Here is a 15,047-nt window from a genome sequence, read left to right on the forward strand (position 1 = left end):
CGGGTGTATCGCCATGATCACTGATGTTGCACTTACACAACACCTATGGAATGCCGCTGGACAAAATCCAGCGTCGGCTAGAACGATGAACGCCGCAGTACTGCGGTAGGTGTTGGGGGGCAAGCCGCTCATCATGTGACATTCCTCCGCGCGATCCGCATCGTCCCCGCATTGCCAACGGAGGAAAACCGGCCATGAGTTACGACCCGAACAACCCCTACGGGCAACCACAGCAGAACCCCCAGCCGGGCTACGGCCAGCCGCAGGGCCAGCCCGGGTACGGCCAGCCCCAGGGCCAGCCGGGCTACGGCTACCCGCAGGGCGCGCCCCAGGGTGTCCCGCCGCAGCAGGGCTACGGCTACCCGCAGCAGCCGGGCTACCCCGGTTACCAGCAGGCGGGTTACGGCGCGACCCCGCCGTACGCGAACTGGGGCCAGCGCTTCCTCGGCACCCTCGTCGACATGCTCGTCTTCCTCGTGCCGTACATCCTGGTCATCGTGAGCCAGGGCAAGGGCGTGCTGCTGGCGATCGGCGGCATCGCCATCATCGGCGTCGCCATCTGGCAGCTGATCCGCGAGGGCCGCACCGGCCAGACCGTCGGCAAGCAGGCGCTGGGCATCCGCCTGGTCCGCGAGAGCGACGGCCAGCCCCTCGGTGTCGGCATGGCCTTCGTCCGCCGCCTCGCCCACTTCCTCGACAGCCTCGCGTGCTACCTGGGCTGGCTGTGGCCGGCGTGGGACGCGAAGCGCCAGACGTTCGCGGACAAGGTCTGCGGTTCGATCGTGATCCGCACGCAGTAATTCGCCGGTTCGGGTGTTCGCCCCGGGGCCGTGTCACTACGTGGTGACACGGCCCCGGCGGCGTTACGGTCGCGGCACTTCATCGAAGTGGGGCAGTGCGAGATGGTGAAGACGGAATCGGAGTTGGTGGTCGACCTGAGGGGCCGGCCGATCATGACGCTCGACGACTTCTGGGACGCCGTCACCGAACCCTGCGGGTTGCCGCAGTGGTTCGGCCGGAACACGGATGCCTGGGCGGACACGATCCAGACCCGAGGCATCTCCGAGGTCATCGACAGCTACGACATCCTGGTCATCCACGTGGACGAACAGGGAATCTTCGCCGACCCGAACCGCGAGGCCCGCGCACTGCGCCGCGCGTTCGCGGGGCACCAGTCGAGACTGGTCGTTCACGAGCCGACCCAGCCGTCGAGGTAGACGGCCAGGCGGTCCCGGCCCAGTCGACGAAGGGCGCCCACGCGGAGGCGGGGATGAGCAGCGCCGAACCGTCCGGGACCTTGGAGTCACGGACGGGGACGAGGCCGGGGAGGTCGTCGCGGACCTCGACGCAGTCACCGCCGCTGCTGTTGCTGTAGCTGCTCGCGCGCCAGAGGGCGGTGCTCAAGTCAGGCCCTGTGCTTGCCATTTCCGTGATCCTCCAAGGTGGACGGCTAGGCAGTACCGGCCCAGTCGACAAAGGGTGCCCAGGCAGTGGCGGGGAGGAGGAGGGCGGGGCCGTACGGGACCTTGGAATCCCGCACGGGGACGAAGCCGGGGAGGTCGTCGCGGACTTCGAGGCATTCGCCGCCAGAACCGTTGCTGTAGGTGCTCTTACGCCAGCTCAAGTCATGCTCGGTGCTTGCCATTTCGGTAGTCCTCTGCCGCTTGCTCGATCATGGTCAGGGACGCGTCTGGCGGTAGCGCCGCGGCCCTGAGCAGATCGTACGACCTGCGGTAGTCCTTCACGAGGGCTGGATAGTCGATCAGTTGACCGCTGTGCAGGCCCTCCGTGTACACCACGGGCGGCGCGTCCGGGAAGGTCATGGTCCGGATCATGCCCATCATGAACGGGTGGGCCGCCGCCGTTTCCGGCAGGATCTGTAAAACGCCCTGATTACCGTTGATCACCTGCCCGATGTGCTCCAGTTGGACCGCCATCTCCTGGGACGGCAGCAGCGGTTTGCGGATCAGCGACTCGTGGAGCACTACCCAGAACGATGGACGCTCGTCCCGTTCCCAGAGCTTCGCGCGGTCCAAGCGAGCCGTGACCTGCTTCTCCACGGTTTCTGGCGGCAGCCAGGGCAGCGAGGTGCGGACAACTGCCCTGGCGTAACTCTCTGTTTGCAGCAGTCCGGGGATGAGCATCGGGGCCCAGTCCTCAATTGAGTCCGCGTACGTTTCCAACTCCGCGACATCCGCGAAGTACTCCGCATGCCCCGACCGCCTCGCCTTCCGCGCGTCTTCACAACGCCGCTCGAAAAAGCCGTCCGTACCCAGCCGCTTGTCCACGTGCTTGGCGAGATCCAACGGCATGCGCCGCTCACCCCGCTCGATCAGGCTCAGGAACGGGATGCCCCGAAAGCTTCCCTCCGCCAACTGTTCGAGCGTCAGGCCCGCCTGTTCCCTTTTGAAGCGCAACTCCGCGCCGTAGAAGGAAGGCACATTCGCCGACGCGTCGGTGTCCTTGCGTGGGGGCACAACTCACCACCGCCTTTTGCCAGTTCCCGGGTGCAACCCAAACCACTGTCACGGTACGAGATTCCGCGTCACTGTGTGAGCACTTCGTCACAGAGAGAGGCGTACGGCAATGAGCAGCCCCTACTCCCACAAGGCCACCAGCGAAGTGGCCGAACTCCAGGCCGCGTTGAAGGCGAACGGGATCATCCTGCCCTCCCTCGGCCTCGATCTCCCCTCCGTCGTCCAGACCTACGGCCCCCCACTCGTCGAACTCGGGAACTGCAACCTCGACACCGCCAGGGCCCTCACCACCGCCCTCCTCAAGGCGGCCGGCCGGTGACTCCGCTCGTCCTCGAACTCCTCGCCGTACCCACGGTCGTGCCGGAGGCCCGCCGTGCCGTACGCGAACATCTCGGCGTCCCGTGTCCCGAAGTCCAGCTCTGTGTCAGCGAGTTACTGACCAACGCGATCAAGCACCTGGGCGAGGGCACCCCGGTGACCCTGACGGTGACCGGCGCCGACGGCCGTACCCGTGTCGCCGTCACGGACCCGGAGCCGTACGCCTGGCTCGTCGTACGCGCGGCCGGGCCCGACGACGAGAACGGCCGCGGGCTCATGCTGCTCGACGCGCTCGCGACGCGGTGGGGCGTGGAGCAGGGGCCGGAGGGCAAGACCGTGTGGTGCGAACTGCCCCCGCCCGAGCCCGATTTCACCCCTGGCTTCACCCCCGACTCCAACCCCCACCCCCACCCCGCCCCACTGAACACTTCGCGCCAATAAGCGCCACGCCCCGCCTCTCGCCCGCAGAAGGGGGACACCGGCCCGGTACGTCGCCCTACCCTGACATGGGTAGCTGTCGGGCACGGGGAGACGCACCTTGTACAGCATCGTCGTGGTACCTCCGCCCACCTCGGAGGACGAGCGAAACCGCACCCAGCACCGGCTCGCCCCCGGTGAGCGGCTCACCTTCGGACGGGCCGGGTGCGGCGCCGACCTGCCGATCGCGCACGAGGGTGTGTCGCGCAGGGCAGGTGAGATCGGCGCCCAGGGCGCGTTCTGGACGCTCAGCAACCTCAGCCGGGAGCAGACGTACGTGGTCGAGAACCCGGAGGGGGCGGGCGAGCACATCAAGGTCGGGCCGGGGCGGCTGGACGCCCCGGTGCCTTTCGAGTTCTCGCGGATCGTGCTGCCCGCGGCCGGTGACCTGCTGCCCATCGAGGTGTGGGCGCCCCGCCACGACTACCTCCGCGCGGAGGCCGGTGGCGACAACGCTGTCGGCGAGACCACGGCGCCCGCCTTCTCCGTCGACCGCACCAAGCGGTACTTCGCGGTCCTCGCCGCCCTGTGCGAACCCCGGTTGCGCGGCGAACCGCACGCCCCGCTGCCGACGGTCGACCAGGTCGTCGACCGGCTGCGCCCCAACTGGCCTGCCGCGTCCCGCACTTCGGTCCAGTGGAACATCGACTACCTGGCCGTGAAGCTGCGCCTGAAGCCCGGCCCGGACGAGGCGGACCAGGGCCCGCGCCTGAACGGCAAGAAGGAGTCCCTGGTGTCGCTGGCGCTCCGCTTCGACCTCGTCCGGGAGGACGACCTGCTCGTCCTCACCGCCGCACCGACGGGCCGGTTAGCGCGGTGACCGAGCCATACGCCGTCGACGTCCCCCGGGGCTACCGCGTCGGCGTCTGGGAGGTGCGGGCACCGATCGCCACGGGCGCGTTCGGCAGCGTCTACGAGGCCCGCCGCACGGCCGACGTACCCGGCGAGGACCTCCCCCGCACGGCCGCCCTGAAGTTCCTGCCGACCGGCACGGGCACCCCGCGCCAACTCGCCCATCTGCGCGAACTCGTCGAGCGCGAGGTCGAGTTGCACCGGCGCCTGAAGAGACCCCGGCTGATCCGGATGTACGACACCCGCACCGTCGACGACCCGTCCCGCCCCGCCCTCGACGGCGCCACCGTGCTCGTACTGGAGAGGGCGGAGAGATCGCTGGCGTCCCTGCTGTCCGGCACCCCGCGCCCCGACGCCGGCCCCGTCCTCCTCGCGCAGATCTGCGAGGGGCTGGCCCAGCTGCATCGCGCGGGCTGGGTGCACGGTGACCTGAAACCGGCCAACGTCCTGCTGATGAAGGACGGTTCGGCCCGGCTGGCGGACTTCAACATGGCGGCCGAACTGGAGGGCACGCACGCGTACACCCCGGCGTTCTCCACCCCGGACTACACACCCCCCGAGGTCCTCTGGTCGGAGATCGACGAACGCGGCCGCCGCATCCGCCCCTCCGCGGACGTCTGGGCCTTCGGTGTCCTGTCCCACCTGGTCCTCGCCGACTCCTTCCCCCTCCCCGGCACCACCCCGGCGGCCCGCCGGGACGCGGCGGCCTCCTACGCCGCCGGCACCGACGAGTTACGTCTCTCCCCCGAACTCCCCGACGCCTGGCGGGAGATCGTCCGCGCCTGCCTCACCCGCACCCACGCCGACCGCGTCTCCACGGCCGCCCTGCTGCGCCGCGTCGAGTCGGCGGCCGGCACGGGCACCCCGCCCCGGCTGCCGCGCGGCCTGCTGCCGCAGCGCCGCCGGACCGCCGTGACCGTCGGCTCGGTGCTCGCCACGGTGGCCGTCGCCGCCGCCGGGTACGGCATCAGCCACTGGGCCGGCACGGGCACGGAAGCATCCCCGGAGGCCAAGAGCTCGACCGCCACGTACGGCGCCTCCGAACTCCGTACGGACAAGGGCGTCCCGGTCCAGTACCGCAAGCTGATCGTCGACTCGGCCCACGAGTGCCCCCGGCCGGAGGTCACCCCGGCCCTCATCGCGGCGATGCTCAAGTCGGAGAGCAACTTCGACCCGAACCTCTCGGACCCGTCCGTACCGGGCGGCGGCGAGTACGGCATCGCCCGCTGGACACCGGCCGTCCTGCGCTGGTGGATCCGCGCCGACGGCGCCCCGGCCTCGGCGACCCCGGCCCCGCCCCTGACCCCGGCCCAGTCGATCCCGGCCATGGGCCGCTACCTGTGCTTCATCGATCGCGGGCTGAGGACCTCCCTGCCCGGCGACCGCCGCGTCCTGATCGCCGCCGCCTACCGGACGTCGTACAAGAAGGTGAACGACACGGGCGGCGTTCCCCCGCAGAATCGCGCCTACGCCGCCCGTGTCGCGCACTACCTCAAGGAGTACACGCCTCGCGGCGCGACGTGACCCTGAGAGTTCCGAGGTACCCCGCGCGGTCTGCGTGCCCCACGGTGTGAGTGCCGCCCCGGACGGGGTGGCAGGGGGAAACGGGGGCGTGTCATGAAGCGTGCGTTCGCTTCGCTGTGTGCGGCCCTGGCGGTGACGGGGGCCGTCGTGACCGGATGCGGTCACGGCCCGGACTCCGACACCCCGGGGCCGGCCGGCACAGCGGCCGGCCGGAGTGGCCCGCGGCCGCTGACCTGGCAGCAGGAACTCCGGATCGGCGATGCCCAGCAGCGCCTGACCCGGCAGTGCATGAACAGCCACGGGTTCGCGTACTGGGAGGACCGCACGCTGACCCTCCGCGAGAGCATGCCGGTGCGGTACGTGCAGGACGACGTGGCATGGGCCCGCCAGTACGGCTACGGCGGCCGCATCGAGGCACGGCAGGACCAACTGCGCCTGCACAACCCCATCGCGGCCTACCGCCAGAGCCTGTCCGCCACACGCCGGGCAGCCTTCGACAAGGCGCTCGACGGCGGCAGCGACGTCCAGATCCTCTCGGCCCGGCTGCCCGGCGGCGGCCAGGAGGTCCGCACCCGCCTCGGCGGCTGCGCGAAGCAGGCCGAGGAGACGCTCTACGGCGACCCCGCCGACTGGTTCCAAGCCTCGAAGACCGCGACCGGCCTGCCCGCCCTGTACGACGAACAGCTGCTGCGCGACCGGCAGTTGACCAGCGCCGTGAGCGCCTGGTCGCGGTGCATGAAACGGGCCGGGCTCTCCTATCCCGACCCCCAGGCCGCCCGGGACGCGGTGCGGGAGAACACCGCCCGCCTGGGCACCGCCGGCGCGGACAGGGCGTTCGCGACCGAACGGAGGACCGCGGCCGCCGACGCCACATGCGCCCGCGCGACCTCCCTGAAGACCGTGGCCGCGGCCCGGGAGACGTACTACGTCGACCGGCTGCCCGGCCGATACGGCGAGGCGCTGGACACCTACCGGCGCCTTGAGCGGCAGGCGTACGACCGCGCGGTGCGGATCGTGCCGCAACGCGCCTGACGCGGACCCGCACGACACATACCCGCAGATTCGCACCACCCACTCGAAAACAAGGGGGATCCACCATGCGCAAACTCGCCATCGCGGCGGCCGTCATCGGCCTCACCGCCCTGGGGCTCGGCGTGCCCGCCACGGCCGCCCAGGCGTCCGACACCGGCGCCCAGGTGACCGGCTGCAACAACAAGTGGCCGGGCCGCAACGGCAACGTCTACGCCTGGGACGGCCTGGACTGCCAGGGCACGCTCCTGGGCGTCACAGCCGGCAACGACAGCGACTGGAACGCGGCCGGCGGCGGCTTCGCCGGTGTCTGGGACCGGGCGTCGTCCGTCATGAACGCCGGTTACACCGGCGGCAACGACGTCGTCCAGTTCTGGTACCTGGCCGGCTACGGCGGCGGTTACACCTGCCTGTCCCCGAACGAGTACTTCGCGGACAACCTGACCGACAACCACTTCAGCAACGGCTTCGTCGTGGACAACAACATCCGCTCCCACAAGTGGGTGACGTCCGCGTCCTGCTCGGTCTGGCTCACCTGATCCACCGCAGAACCGACGGGGCTCCCGCACAGGTCGATCTGTGCGGGAGCCCCGTACTCCTGGCGCGTGCGCGACCCGTCAGTGGAAGAAGTGCCGCGTCCCCGTGAAGTACATCGTGACGCCCGCCTTCTTCGCGGCCTCGATCGTCAGCTCGTCGCGGAGCGAACCGCCGGGCTGGACAACGGCCTTGACGCCCGCCTCGGTCAGGACCTCAAGCCCGTCCGGGAACGGGAAGAACGCGTCCGAGGCCGCGAACGAACCCCGGGCCCGCTCCTCGCCCGCCCGCTCGACGGCGAGCTTCGCGGAGTCGACGCGGTTGACCTGGCCCATGCCGACGCCGACCGAGGCACCGTCCTTGGCCAGCAGGATCGCGTTGGACTTCACCGCGCGGCAGGCCTTCCACGCGAAGGCGAGGTCGGCGAGGTCGGCCTCGGAGAGCGCGTCGCCCGTCGCCAGCGTCCAGTTGGCCGGGTCGTCGCCGTCGGCCTGGAGCCGGTCGGTGACCTGGAGCAGGGCGCCACCGTCGATGGGCTTGACCTCGGCCGGGTGGGAGGGTGCGGCCGGGGTCTTCAGCACACGGAGGTTCTTCCGCTTGGCGAGGATCTCCAGCGCGCCCTCCTCGTAGTCGGGCGCGACGATGACCTCGGTGAAGATCGGGGCGACCTGCTCGGCCAGCTCCTTCGTCACCGGGCGGTTGACCGCGATCACACCGCCGAACGCCGACAGCGGGTCACACGCGTGTGCCTTGCGGTGCGCCTCGGCGACGTCCGAACCGACCGCGATACCGCAGGGGTTGGCGTGCTTGATGATCGCGACACAGGGCTCGTCGTGGTCGTACGCGGCACGGCGGGCGGCGTCCGTGTCCGTGTAGTTGTTGAACGACATCTCCTTCCCGTGCAGCTGCTCGGCCTCGGCGAGGCCCGTGCCCGTGCCGTCGACGTAGAGGGCCGCGGGCTGGTGCGGGTTCTCGCCGTACCGGAGCGTGCTCTTGCGCTCCAGGGTGGCGCCCAGGAAGTCCGGGAACAGCGAGTCGTCCACAGGCGCGTAGGAGCTCGCGAACCAGCCGGCGACGGCGATGTCGTACGACGCCGTGTGCTGGAAGGCCTCGGCGGCGAGCCGCTTGCGGGTGGTGAGGTCGAAACCGCCGTTCTGTACGGCGTTCAGGACGTCGGCGTAGCGCGCGGGGCTGGTGACGATCGCGACCGACGGGTGGTTCTTGGCGGCGGCGCGGACCATCGACGGGCCGCCGATGTCGATCTGCTCGACGCACTCGTCCTGGGACGCGCCCGAGGCGACGGTCTCCCGGAACGGGTAGAGGTTGCTCACCACCAGGTCGAAGGGGGCCACGCCCAGCTCGTCGAGCTGCTGACGGTGGCTCTCCAGGCGCAGGTCGGCGAGGATGCCGGCGTGCACCTTGGGGTGCAGGGTCTTGACCCGGCCGTCCAGGCACTCGGGGAAGCCGGTCAGCTCCTCGACCTTGGTGACGGGGACACCGGCGGCGGCGATACGGGCGGCGGTGGAACCCGTGGAGACTAGCTCCACGCCCGCCTCGTGCAGGCCGCGGGCCAGCTCCTCCAGGCCGGTCTTGTCGTAGACGCTGACGAGCGCGCGACGGATGGCCCGCTTGCCGCTCTCGATGTTCTCGGCGGTCACTGGATAACTACCTTTCGTCCCTCAATGCGATAGCCGTTGCGGGCGAGCCGCCCCACGACATCGACGAGCAGAGTGCGCTCGACTTCCTTGATGCGCTCGTGCAGAGCGCTCTCGTCGTCCTCGTCCCGGATCTCGACCACGCCCTGAGCGATGATCGGCCCGGTGTCGACGCCGTCGTCGACGAAGTGGACGGTGCAGCCGGTGACCCGGGCGCCGTACGCGAGCGCGTCCCGTACGCCGTGGGCTCCCGGAAAACTGGGCAGCAGGGCGGGGTGCGTGTTCACGACCCGGCCGCCGAAGCGGGCCAGGAACTCCTTGCCCACGATCTTCATGAACCCGGCCGACACGATCAGATCGGGCTCGTACGCGGCGGTGGCCTCGGCGAGGGCCGCGTCCCATTCCTCGCGGGTCCCGAAATCCTTCACCTTGCACACGAAGGTGGGCAGTCCGGCGCGCTCGGCGCGGGCCAGGCCTTCGATGCCCTCGCGGTCCGCGCCCACGGCCACGATCTCGGCTCCGTACGTCTCGGTGCCGGCGGTCTCGACGGCGTCGAGGAGCGCCTGCAGATTCGTACCGGATCCGGAGACCAGCACGACGAGGCGCTTGGCCACGGGCTTGGCGGCCACGGCGGGGCCCTTTCTCGGGGGAGCGTCGTCTTGTACGGCCGGCTCGCGCATCCGTACGTCTCGTGCGTTCATACGAATGCTTCGCGCCCCGGGATACGGGGAAGTCTACGAAGCGCCCGACCGTCAGCAACGATACCGGCACACCGGACAGCCCCCACGGGACGGGGGCGTGGCCGGAAGGTAGCGTCTGGGGAGAGCGGGTCCGGGAACGCCGTTGTCGTGCGAGGCGTTCACGTACTGGCAGCTCATGTCGGAGAGACGTATCCACCAAGCACATCCACAAGGGGAAGACGCTCATTTGATGCCGGACCGCAGTCTGCGACTCCTCACGTTCCCCCCGCTGCCGGCGCAGGGAGGGGAGCGCGGCACCGTGCTGCTCCGGGAGCGGCCCTCCTCGCCGCCCGACGCGCCCTCGGACGGGAAGAGCGGTGCGGGGCAGGACGACAATCCCTTCGCGCCGCCGCCCGAGGGCACCCCGGACCGGCCCTGGCAGCCGCGGCGCCCCGAGGCAGGCGAGGACGGCGAGGACGGCGACGCCCCGCAGGGTGACGGCGGTCACTCGCCGTGGGGCAATCAGTGGAGCGACCGGCAGCCGGGGCGTTCCTCGGGCAACTTCGGCGACCGGCCAGGCGGCCCCACCGGACAGAGCGGACCCGAGGGCCCGGGCAACGGCGGCCCCGGCCAGGGCGGTATGCGCTGGGACCCGACGGACCCGGCCCAGCGCCGCGCCCGTTACGCCCTGCTGAGCGGCATGTGGGCCTTCTTCTTCGCCCTCTTCGGCTGGCCGTACGTGGCCCTGCTGCTCGGCGCGCTGGCCCTCTACTGGGGCGGCAGCGCCCTGCGCGCCAAGTCCCCCACGCCCAACCCGGACACCCCGGCGGTGCCCGAGACGCAGACCCGCCCGCAGACGACGGCGGCGATCAGCGGCCTGGTCACCGCGTCCCTGGCGATCGCACTGGTGGCCGCGATGTTCGTCGCGCAGCTCGTCTACAAGGACTACTACACCTGCGCCAACGACGCCCTCACGAACGAGGCCAAGCAGTCCTGCAACCAGCTCCTGCCGAAGGAGCTGCGGGGGTTCCTGGGGACCGCCAACTGACAGACGGCACCGGTCAGTTCGTCACGGGCGGTTCCGGCTCGTCCTTGTGTTCCGAAGGTTCCGGTGGCGTGGACGCCTCCCTCAGGGCCGCCCAGCGGGCCTCGCGGGAGGCGTCGTCGTACCAGGGGGTGGGCGCCGGCTCCGACGGCACGTCGACGGGCAGGAAGTCGTACGGGTCGAACGTGGGGTCGTGGTCGTAGGCGATGTACGGCTGGTCGACGGGAGCCTGCGCCGGCACGGGTACCGGGACCGGCTGCTCCGCCTTCTTCGGCTTGCGCGCCAGCCAACCCCGGCCGACCGCGTACGGCCGCCGGAACCAAGGCACCGGGTCGCCCGCGACAGGGGCGGGGGCGGCCTCGGCCTCCCGCGTCTTCCCGATCGTCGACTTCCCGATCGTCGGTGCGGGCACCCGGCGTTCCCGCAGCCGCCACGCCCGCAGCCCGAGCGCCGTAGGCACCGCCACCGCCGCGATCCACGCCAGCGCCGCGCCCCCGGTCTCCCACCACACCGGCCCGAACCGCGCGAGCGCGGCACTCCCGAGCGGCCCCCCGGACAACTCCGCGAGCAGACCCAGCGCTACGGCACACAGCGCGGCGGCGAGCAGGGCGGTGGCGGCGGTGCGGCCCTGCGCCCAAGGGGCCTGCGCGGAGGGGGTGTGCGGGGTGCGCGTGGAGGGGGCGTGCGGTGGCTGTTGGCGGAGCCCGGCGCTGGCCGCCCTCCGCTTCTGCTCCTCCGTCAACTCGCCCGCGCCGTTGCCCCGTTGACCCGCGGTGCCGCCCACCGCGACCCGCGCCACGAACCACCCCACGGTCACCCCGGCCGCCACCGGCACCAGCCCGGCGAGCCAGTTCAGCGGGGTTCCGGTGCCCGCGTCCGGGACCGCCGCGAGGAGGGGGAACGGCGGGAGGAGGGGGGCCGGGGCCGAGGAGAGGGGGGCGACCGTGTGGTGGACGCCGAGGGCGAAGCCGGGGCCGAGGCCGTAGGACGCGGACCACACCGCCGCGTTCGGGATCAGCGCGACGCAGAGCAGCAGGACGGCGAACCGGCCCGACAACCCCTCCGTCAGCTGGAGGAAGGACGTCCGGGCGGCACCGCCGTGCCAGATCAGGGACGTGCCGAGCAACAGCGCGCCGCCCCCGACGAGGACCGCCGTGCCGAGTCCCCCGGCGCGTGCGGCGGTGCCGATACGGGCCCGGGACTCGCGGGCCTCGGGGCCCAGGACGAGCCGTCGCAGCCCGGCCGGCAGGTGGATCAGCACGCTCAGCACGGGTTCGCGCGGGCGCCCGTACGCCGTCCACACGCCCGAACCGGCCGCGCCCGCGGCGAGCAGCGGCAGGCAGACCGCGGTCCAGCTCCAGGAGGGGGAGAGTTCGCCACCGGACGCGTAGAGGGCGGCGGCGGTGCCTACGCCGAGGTAGCCGAGGGCGACGCCGGTCCAGGCGGTACGGGCGGCGATGAGGGGCGGCCCCTCGGGGTCGTCTTCACCGTCGCCCCCGCCCAGCACCGCGTGCCGGGCCGCCCGGTGCAGCAGCCACAGCGGCAGGGCGAGGAGGAGCAGCGGGGTGACGCCCACGGGGGCGGGGACCCCGGAGAGGGTGTCGGCGCGGACCAGTTCGACGCCGTGCGCGAGGAGCCACAGGGCGGCGGCCATGTGCAGGGCGCCGCCGGGTCCGCTGTCGGGGTACGGCGAGCTGATCCACAGCACCATCACGAGCACCGCGAACGAACCGAGCCCGAGCCCCGCCGCGACCGCGCCACCCAACAGGCTGGCGGCCACTCCGGGGGATCGGTCACGCATCCGGGTGAGCAGGGGCGACAACAGCGCTCGGCGGTGGGTCATCGGCATCACGCCCGCCATGCTCCCAACGACACGCGCTTTCTCGTCGTAACAGGCGAACCTCGGAAGTGTCGCTCAATATACGTTTATGTACTTTTTCGTACGAAGGGGCGTCCGGTGACGCAGAGCCCTGCAACCCCGCTCCCTCCGCCCAAAGAACGCCGACGCCTGCGCGAGGCGGGCTCGCTGACACAGGCTCAGGTCGCGACGCGGGTGGGCGTCAGCCGCGAGACAGTGCGCTCGTGGGAGACCGGCCGTACGACACCACGTGGCCGGAAACGGGAGGCGTACGCGAAATTGCTCACCAGCCTGGGTGAAGAAGAGACCGTGACGAAGCCTCCGGCGGTCGAGGTGGCCGAGGTTGAGGTGGCCGAGGCCAAGGCGGCCGAGGTTGAGGCGGTCGAGGCCAAGGCGGCCGAGGTTGAGGCGGTCGAGGTTGAGGCGGTCGAGGTTGAGGCGGTCGAGGTCGAGGTGGTGGACGACACCGCCGTACTCGAACCCGTCCTCGTACCCGTACCGATCGAGGAACCGTCCCGCGCGCCCCTGACGCCCGCTCAGGCCTTCGACGCGCTCTACGCGTTCTGCGCACCCGCCCTCGTACGGCAGGCCTATCTGCTGACCGGGCGGCGCGAGTTGGCGCGGGAGTCCGTCGAGCGGGCCTTCCAGGTCGCCTGGCAGCGCTGGCCCGAGGTGGCGGTCGACCGCGACCCGGCCGGCTGGGTGCGCTCGGTCGCGTACGAGCACGCCCTCTCCCCCTGGCACCGGTTCCGTCCCAGATACCGCCACCCGGAACCCCCGCCCCCCGACGCCTCCGACCGCGCCCTCCTGACCGCCCTCCTCAAGCTCCCGCCGTCGTACCGCCGCACGCTTCTCCTCTACGACGGTGTCGGGCTCGGTCTCGCTGAGACCGCGGCGGAGACGGAGGCGAGTACGCCGGCGGCGGCCAACCGGCTGCTGCACGCGCGCGAGGCCATCGCCGCGCAGTTGCCCGACCTGTCCGACCCGGCCGAACTGCACCGGCGGATGACCGAACTCGCCTCCACCGGGCGGCTGCACGCGGCCAAGCCGCCGACGGTTCGCTTCGTCGGCGAACGCCGGACCGTGTTCTGGACCCGGGCGGCGATCGCGTTCACCGTCGCGATCATCGGGGCGACGACGTTCACGCTGCGGGTTGCGCCCACGCATTACGAGGCGCCGGTGCCGTTGGGGGAACGGGTGGAGGGGGTGCCGGCGCGGGTTGTGCAGGGTGCGTTGTCGGACGAGGAGGTCTCTCTTCGGGACCGTCTGCGGACCGGGATGACGAGCGGCCCGGAGAGGCTGGCACCGCTGAGCCGGTAGTTCGACGAGTGCAGCCCGGTGGGGGCTGGTCGCGCAGTTCCCCGCGCCCCTAAAAGAACACGGGCCAGCCTGCGTTTTTAAGGGGCGCGGGGAACCCTGAAAGAAACCCGGGCCCGAGTTTTTAGGGGCGCGGGGAACTGCGCGACCAGCCACGACGCACCCGCAGCCGCCGAACAACCGGACCACGCACCCCAGAACGCGCCAATGGACCCGCCCCCGCCCTTTCAGCAGGCCGTCTTTTAGGGGCGCGAGGAACTGCGCGACCAACCCCCACCGGGCCGCAGCCGCCGAACAACCGGACCAGGCACCCCATGACGCGCCGATGGGCCCGCCCCCACCCAGGGGAACGGGCCCATCAACGTGAAGCCAGGTAAACAGGTAACTCAGCCGGCCAGGATCTCGCGGGCGAGCTTGGCCGTCTCGGTCGGGGTCTTGCCGACCTTGACGCCGGCGGCCTCAAGGGCCTCCTTCTTCGCGGCGGCCGTGCCGGAGGAACCGGAGACGATGGCACCGGCGTGGCCCATGGTCTTGCCCTCGGGCGCGGTGAAGCCCGCGACGTAACCGACGACCGGCTTCGTCACGTTCTTCGCGATGAAGTCCGCGGCACGCTCCTCCGCGTCGCCACCGATCTCACCGATCATCACGATCAGGTCGGTGTCGGGGTCGGCCTCGAACGCGGCGAGCGCGTCGATGTGCGTGGTGCCGATGACCGGGTCGCCACCGATGCCGACGGCGGACGAGAAGCCGATGTCACGCAGCTCGTACATCATCTGGTACGTCAGCGTGCCGGACTTCGAGACCAGGCCGATACGGCCCGGCTTGGTGATGTCGCCCGGGATGATGCCGGCGTTGGACTGGCCCGGGGTGATAAGGCCGGGGCAGTTCGGGCCGATGATCCGGGTCTTGTTGCCCTTCGCGACCGCGTACGCGTAGAACGCGGCCGAGTCGTGGACGGCGATGCCCTCGGTGATGACGACCGCGAGCGGGATCTCGGCGTCGATCGCCTCGACCACGGCGGCCTTGGAGAAGGCCGGCGGTACGAAGAGGACGGATACGTTCGCGCCCGTCTTCTCGATCGCCTCGGCGACCGTGCCGAAGACCGGGATCTCGGTGCCGTCGACGTCGACGGACGTGCCCGCCTTACGGGGGTTGACGCCACCGACGATGTTGGTGCCGTCCGCCAGCATGAGCTTGGTGTGCTTCATGCCCGTGGAACCGGTCATGCCCTGGACGATGACCTTGCTGTCCTTGGTGAGGAAGATAGCCATGGCTGTTTTG

Annotated in this window: 16 protein-coding genes and 1 pseudogene; 10 read left to right on the top strand and 7 right to left on the bottom strand. The window is 71.1% G+C overall.

All coding sequences use genetic code 11. The features are described from left to right. The first annotated feature begins 194 nt into the window (after positions 1-194). Both ACGFY9_RS31095 and ACGFY9_RS31100 read left to right on the top strand, forming a co-directional pair. Entirely contained in the window at positions 195-800 is a 606-nt protein-coding gene (locus ACGFY9_RS31095) for an RDD family protein (RefSeq protein WP_393759646.1), read from the top strand. A gap of 102 nt (positions 801-902) precedes the next feature. Then, complete coding sequence (locus ACGFY9_RS31100) at positions 903-1,217, top strand: barstar family protein (RefSeq protein ID WP_393759648.1); 315 nt, start codon at positions 903-905, stop codon at positions 1,215-1,217. Between the two features lie 25 nt (positions 1,218-1,242). Here the strand turns inward: ACGFY9_RS31100 and ACGFY9_RS31105 are convergent. The 3 genes and pseudogenes from ACGFY9_RS31105 to ACGFY9_RS31115 all read right to left on the bottom strand — a co-directional run. Then, positions 1,243-1,425: pseudogene (locus ACGFY9_RS31105) on the bottom strand (DUF397 domain-containing protein); the annotation flags it as partial. A 25-nt stretch (positions 1,426-1,450) separates the two neighbouring features. After that, positions 1,451-1,645 carry a DUF397 domain-containing protein gene (locus tag ACGFY9_RS31110; protein WP_393759650.1) on the bottom strand — a complete coding sequence of 65 codons (195 nt, stop codon included), beginning with the start codon at positions 1,643-1,645 and terminating at the stop codon, positions 1,451-1,453. Further along, the gene (locus ACGFY9_RS31115) at positions 1,626-2,477 is read right to left on the bottom strand and encodes a Scr1 family TA system antitoxin-like transcriptional regulator (RefSeq protein ID WP_393759652.1); all 852 of its coding nucleotides are present in this window, start codon (positions 2,475-2,477) and stop codon (positions 1,626-1,628) included. Before ACGFY9_RS31115 ends, ACGFY9_RS31110 begins: the two co-directional genes overlap by 20 nt. A 109-nt stretch (positions 2,478-2,586) precedes the next feature. Here ACGFY9_RS31115 and ACGFY9_RS31120 point away from each other — a divergent pair, with 109 nt between their 5' ends. The 6 genes from ACGFY9_RS31120 to ACGFY9_RS31145 all read left to right on the top strand — a co-directional run bounded on the left by ACGFY9_RS31120 (position 2,587) and on the right by ACGFY9_RS31145 (position 7,216). Further along, complete coding sequence (locus tag ACGFY9_RS31120) at positions 2,587-2,796, top strand: hypothetical protein (protein WP_393759654.1); 210 nt, start codon at positions 2,587-2,589, stop codon at positions 2,794-2,796. Next, the gene (locus ACGFY9_RS31125) at positions 2,793-3,236 is read left to right on the top strand and encodes an ATP-binding protein (RefSeq protein WP_393759656.1); all 444 of its coding nucleotides are present in this window, start codon (positions 2,793-2,795) and stop codon (positions 3,234-3,236) included. The genes ACGFY9_RS31120 and ACGFY9_RS31125 overlap by 4 nt, the downstream gene beginning before the upstream one ends. 97 nt (positions 3,237-3,333) lie before the next feature. Next, on the top strand, positions 3,334-4,092 hold the full coding sequence (locus ACGFY9_RS31130; protein WP_393759658.1) for an FHA domain-containing protein: 759 nt from the start codon (positions 3,334-3,336) through the stop codon (positions 4,090-4,092). Beyond that, entirely contained in the window at positions 4,089-5,648 is a 1,560-nt protein-coding gene (locus ACGFY9_RS31135; protein ID WP_393759660.1) for a protein kinase, read from the top strand. The genes ACGFY9_RS31130 and ACGFY9_RS31135 overlap by 4 nt, the downstream gene beginning before the upstream one ends. 93 nt (positions 5,649-5,741) lie before the next feature. Next, complete coding sequence (locus tag ACGFY9_RS31140) at positions 5,742-6,680, top strand: hypothetical protein (RefSeq protein WP_393759662.1); 939 nt, start codon at positions 5,742-5,744, stop codon at positions 6,678-6,680. 65 nt (positions 6,681-6,745) lie between these two features. Further along, complete coding sequence (locus tag ACGFY9_RS31145) at positions 6,746-7,216, top strand: hypothetical protein (protein ID WP_393759664.1); 471 nt, start codon at positions 6,746-6,748, stop codon at positions 7,214-7,216. Between the two features lie 78 nt (positions 7,217-7,294). Here ACGFY9_RS31145 and purH read toward each other — a convergent pair whose 3' ends face one another. Continuing rightward, entirely contained in the window at positions 7,295-8,869 is a 1,575-nt protein-coding gene (gene purH, locus ACGFY9_RS31150) for a bifunctional phosphoribosylaminoimidazolecarboxamide formyltransferase/IMP cyclohydrolase (protein ID WP_393759666.1), read from the bottom strand. Continuing rightward, complete coding sequence (gene purN / locus ACGFY9_RS31155; RefSeq protein WP_393760016.1) at positions 8,866-9,495, bottom strand: phosphoribosylglycinamide formyltransferase; 630 nt, start codon at positions 9,493-9,495, stop codon at positions 8,866-8,868. The genes purH and purN overlap by 4 nt, the downstream gene beginning before the upstream one ends. 301 nt (positions 9,496-9,796) lie before the next feature. Between purN and ACGFY9_RS31160 the strand changes: the two genes are divergently transcribed. After that, on the top strand, positions 9,797-10,594 hold the full coding sequence (locus tag ACGFY9_RS31160; protein ID WP_393759668.1) for a hypothetical protein: 798 nt from the start codon (positions 9,797-9,799) through the stop codon (positions 10,592-10,594). A 13-nt stretch (positions 10,595-10,607) separates the two neighbouring features. On the opposite strand, the gene ACGFY9_RS31165 is transcribed toward ACGFY9_RS31160, so the two are convergent. Further along, positions 10,608-12,452 carry a DUF6350 family protein gene (locus tag ACGFY9_RS31165; RefSeq protein ID WP_393759670.1) on the bottom strand — a complete coding sequence of 615 codons (1,845 nt, stop codon included), beginning with the start codon at positions 12,450-12,452 and terminating at the stop codon, positions 10,608-10,610. Positions 12,453-12,548: 96 nt separating this feature from the next. Between ACGFY9_RS31165 and ACGFY9_RS31170 the strand changes: the two genes are divergently transcribed. Next, positions 12,549-13,769: a sigma factor-like helix-turn-helix DNA-binding protein gene (locus ACGFY9_RS31170; RefSeq protein ID WP_393759672.1), complete on the top strand. Its 1,221-nt coding sequence runs from the start codon at positions 12,549-12,551 to the stop codon at positions 13,767-13,769. Positions 13,770-14,152: 383 nt separating this feature from the next. On the opposite strand, the gene sucD is transcribed toward ACGFY9_RS31170, so the two are convergent. After that, entirely contained in the window at positions 14,153-15,037 is an 885-nt protein-coding gene (sucD, locus tag ACGFY9_RS31175) for a succinate--CoA ligase subunit alpha (protein WP_019066811.1), read from the bottom strand. Between the last annotated feature and the right edge of the window lie 10 nt (positions 15,038-15,047).

Source organism: Streptomyces sp. NPDC048504 (assembly GCF_043200035.1).
Taxonomy (GTDB): Bacteria; Actinomycetota; Actinomycetes; order Streptomycetales; family Streptomycetaceae; genus Streptomyces.

What these genes read in the sequence shown, in the direction of transcription:
- ACGFY9_RS31110 (WP_393759650.1), bottom strand. Translation starts at nt 1,645, where the DNA reads ATGGCAAGCACCGAGCATGACTTGAGCTGGCGTAAGAGCACCTACAGC.
- ACGFY9_RS31140 (WP_393759662.1), top strand. Translation starts at nt 5,742, where the DNA reads ATGAAGCGTGCGTTCGCTTCGCTGTGTGCGGCCCTGGCGGTGACGGGG.
- sucD (WP_019066811.1), bottom strand. Translation starts at nt 15,037, where the DNA reads ATGGCTATCTTCCTCACCAAGGACAGCAAGGTCATCGTCCAGGGCATG.
- ACGFY9_RS31165 (WP_393759670.1), bottom strand. Translation starts at nt 12,452, where the DNA reads ATGGCGGGCGTGATGCCGATGACCCACCGCCGAGCGCTGTTGTCGCCC.
- ACGFY9_RS31160 (WP_393759668.1), top strand. Translation starts at nt 9,797, where the DNA reads ATGCCGGACCGCAGTCTGCGACTCCTCACGTTCCCCCCGCTGCCGGCG.
- ACGFY9_RS31095 (WP_393759646.1), top strand. Translation starts at nt 195, where the DNA reads ATGAGTTACGACCCGAACAACCCCTACGGGCAACCACAGCAGAACCCC.
- ACGFY9_RS31100 (WP_393759648.1), top strand. Translation starts at nt 903, where the DNA reads ATGGTGAAGACGGAATCGGAGTTGGTGGTCGACCTGAGGGGCCGGCCG.
- ACGFY9_RS31120 (WP_393759654.1), top strand. Translation starts at nt 2,587, where the DNA reads ATGAGCAGCCCCTACTCCCACAAGGCCACCAGCGAAGTGGCCGAACTC.
- ACGFY9_RS31145 (WP_393759664.1), top strand. Translation starts at nt 6,746, where the DNA reads ATGCGCAAACTCGCCATCGCGGCGGCCGTCATCGGCCTCACCGCCCTG.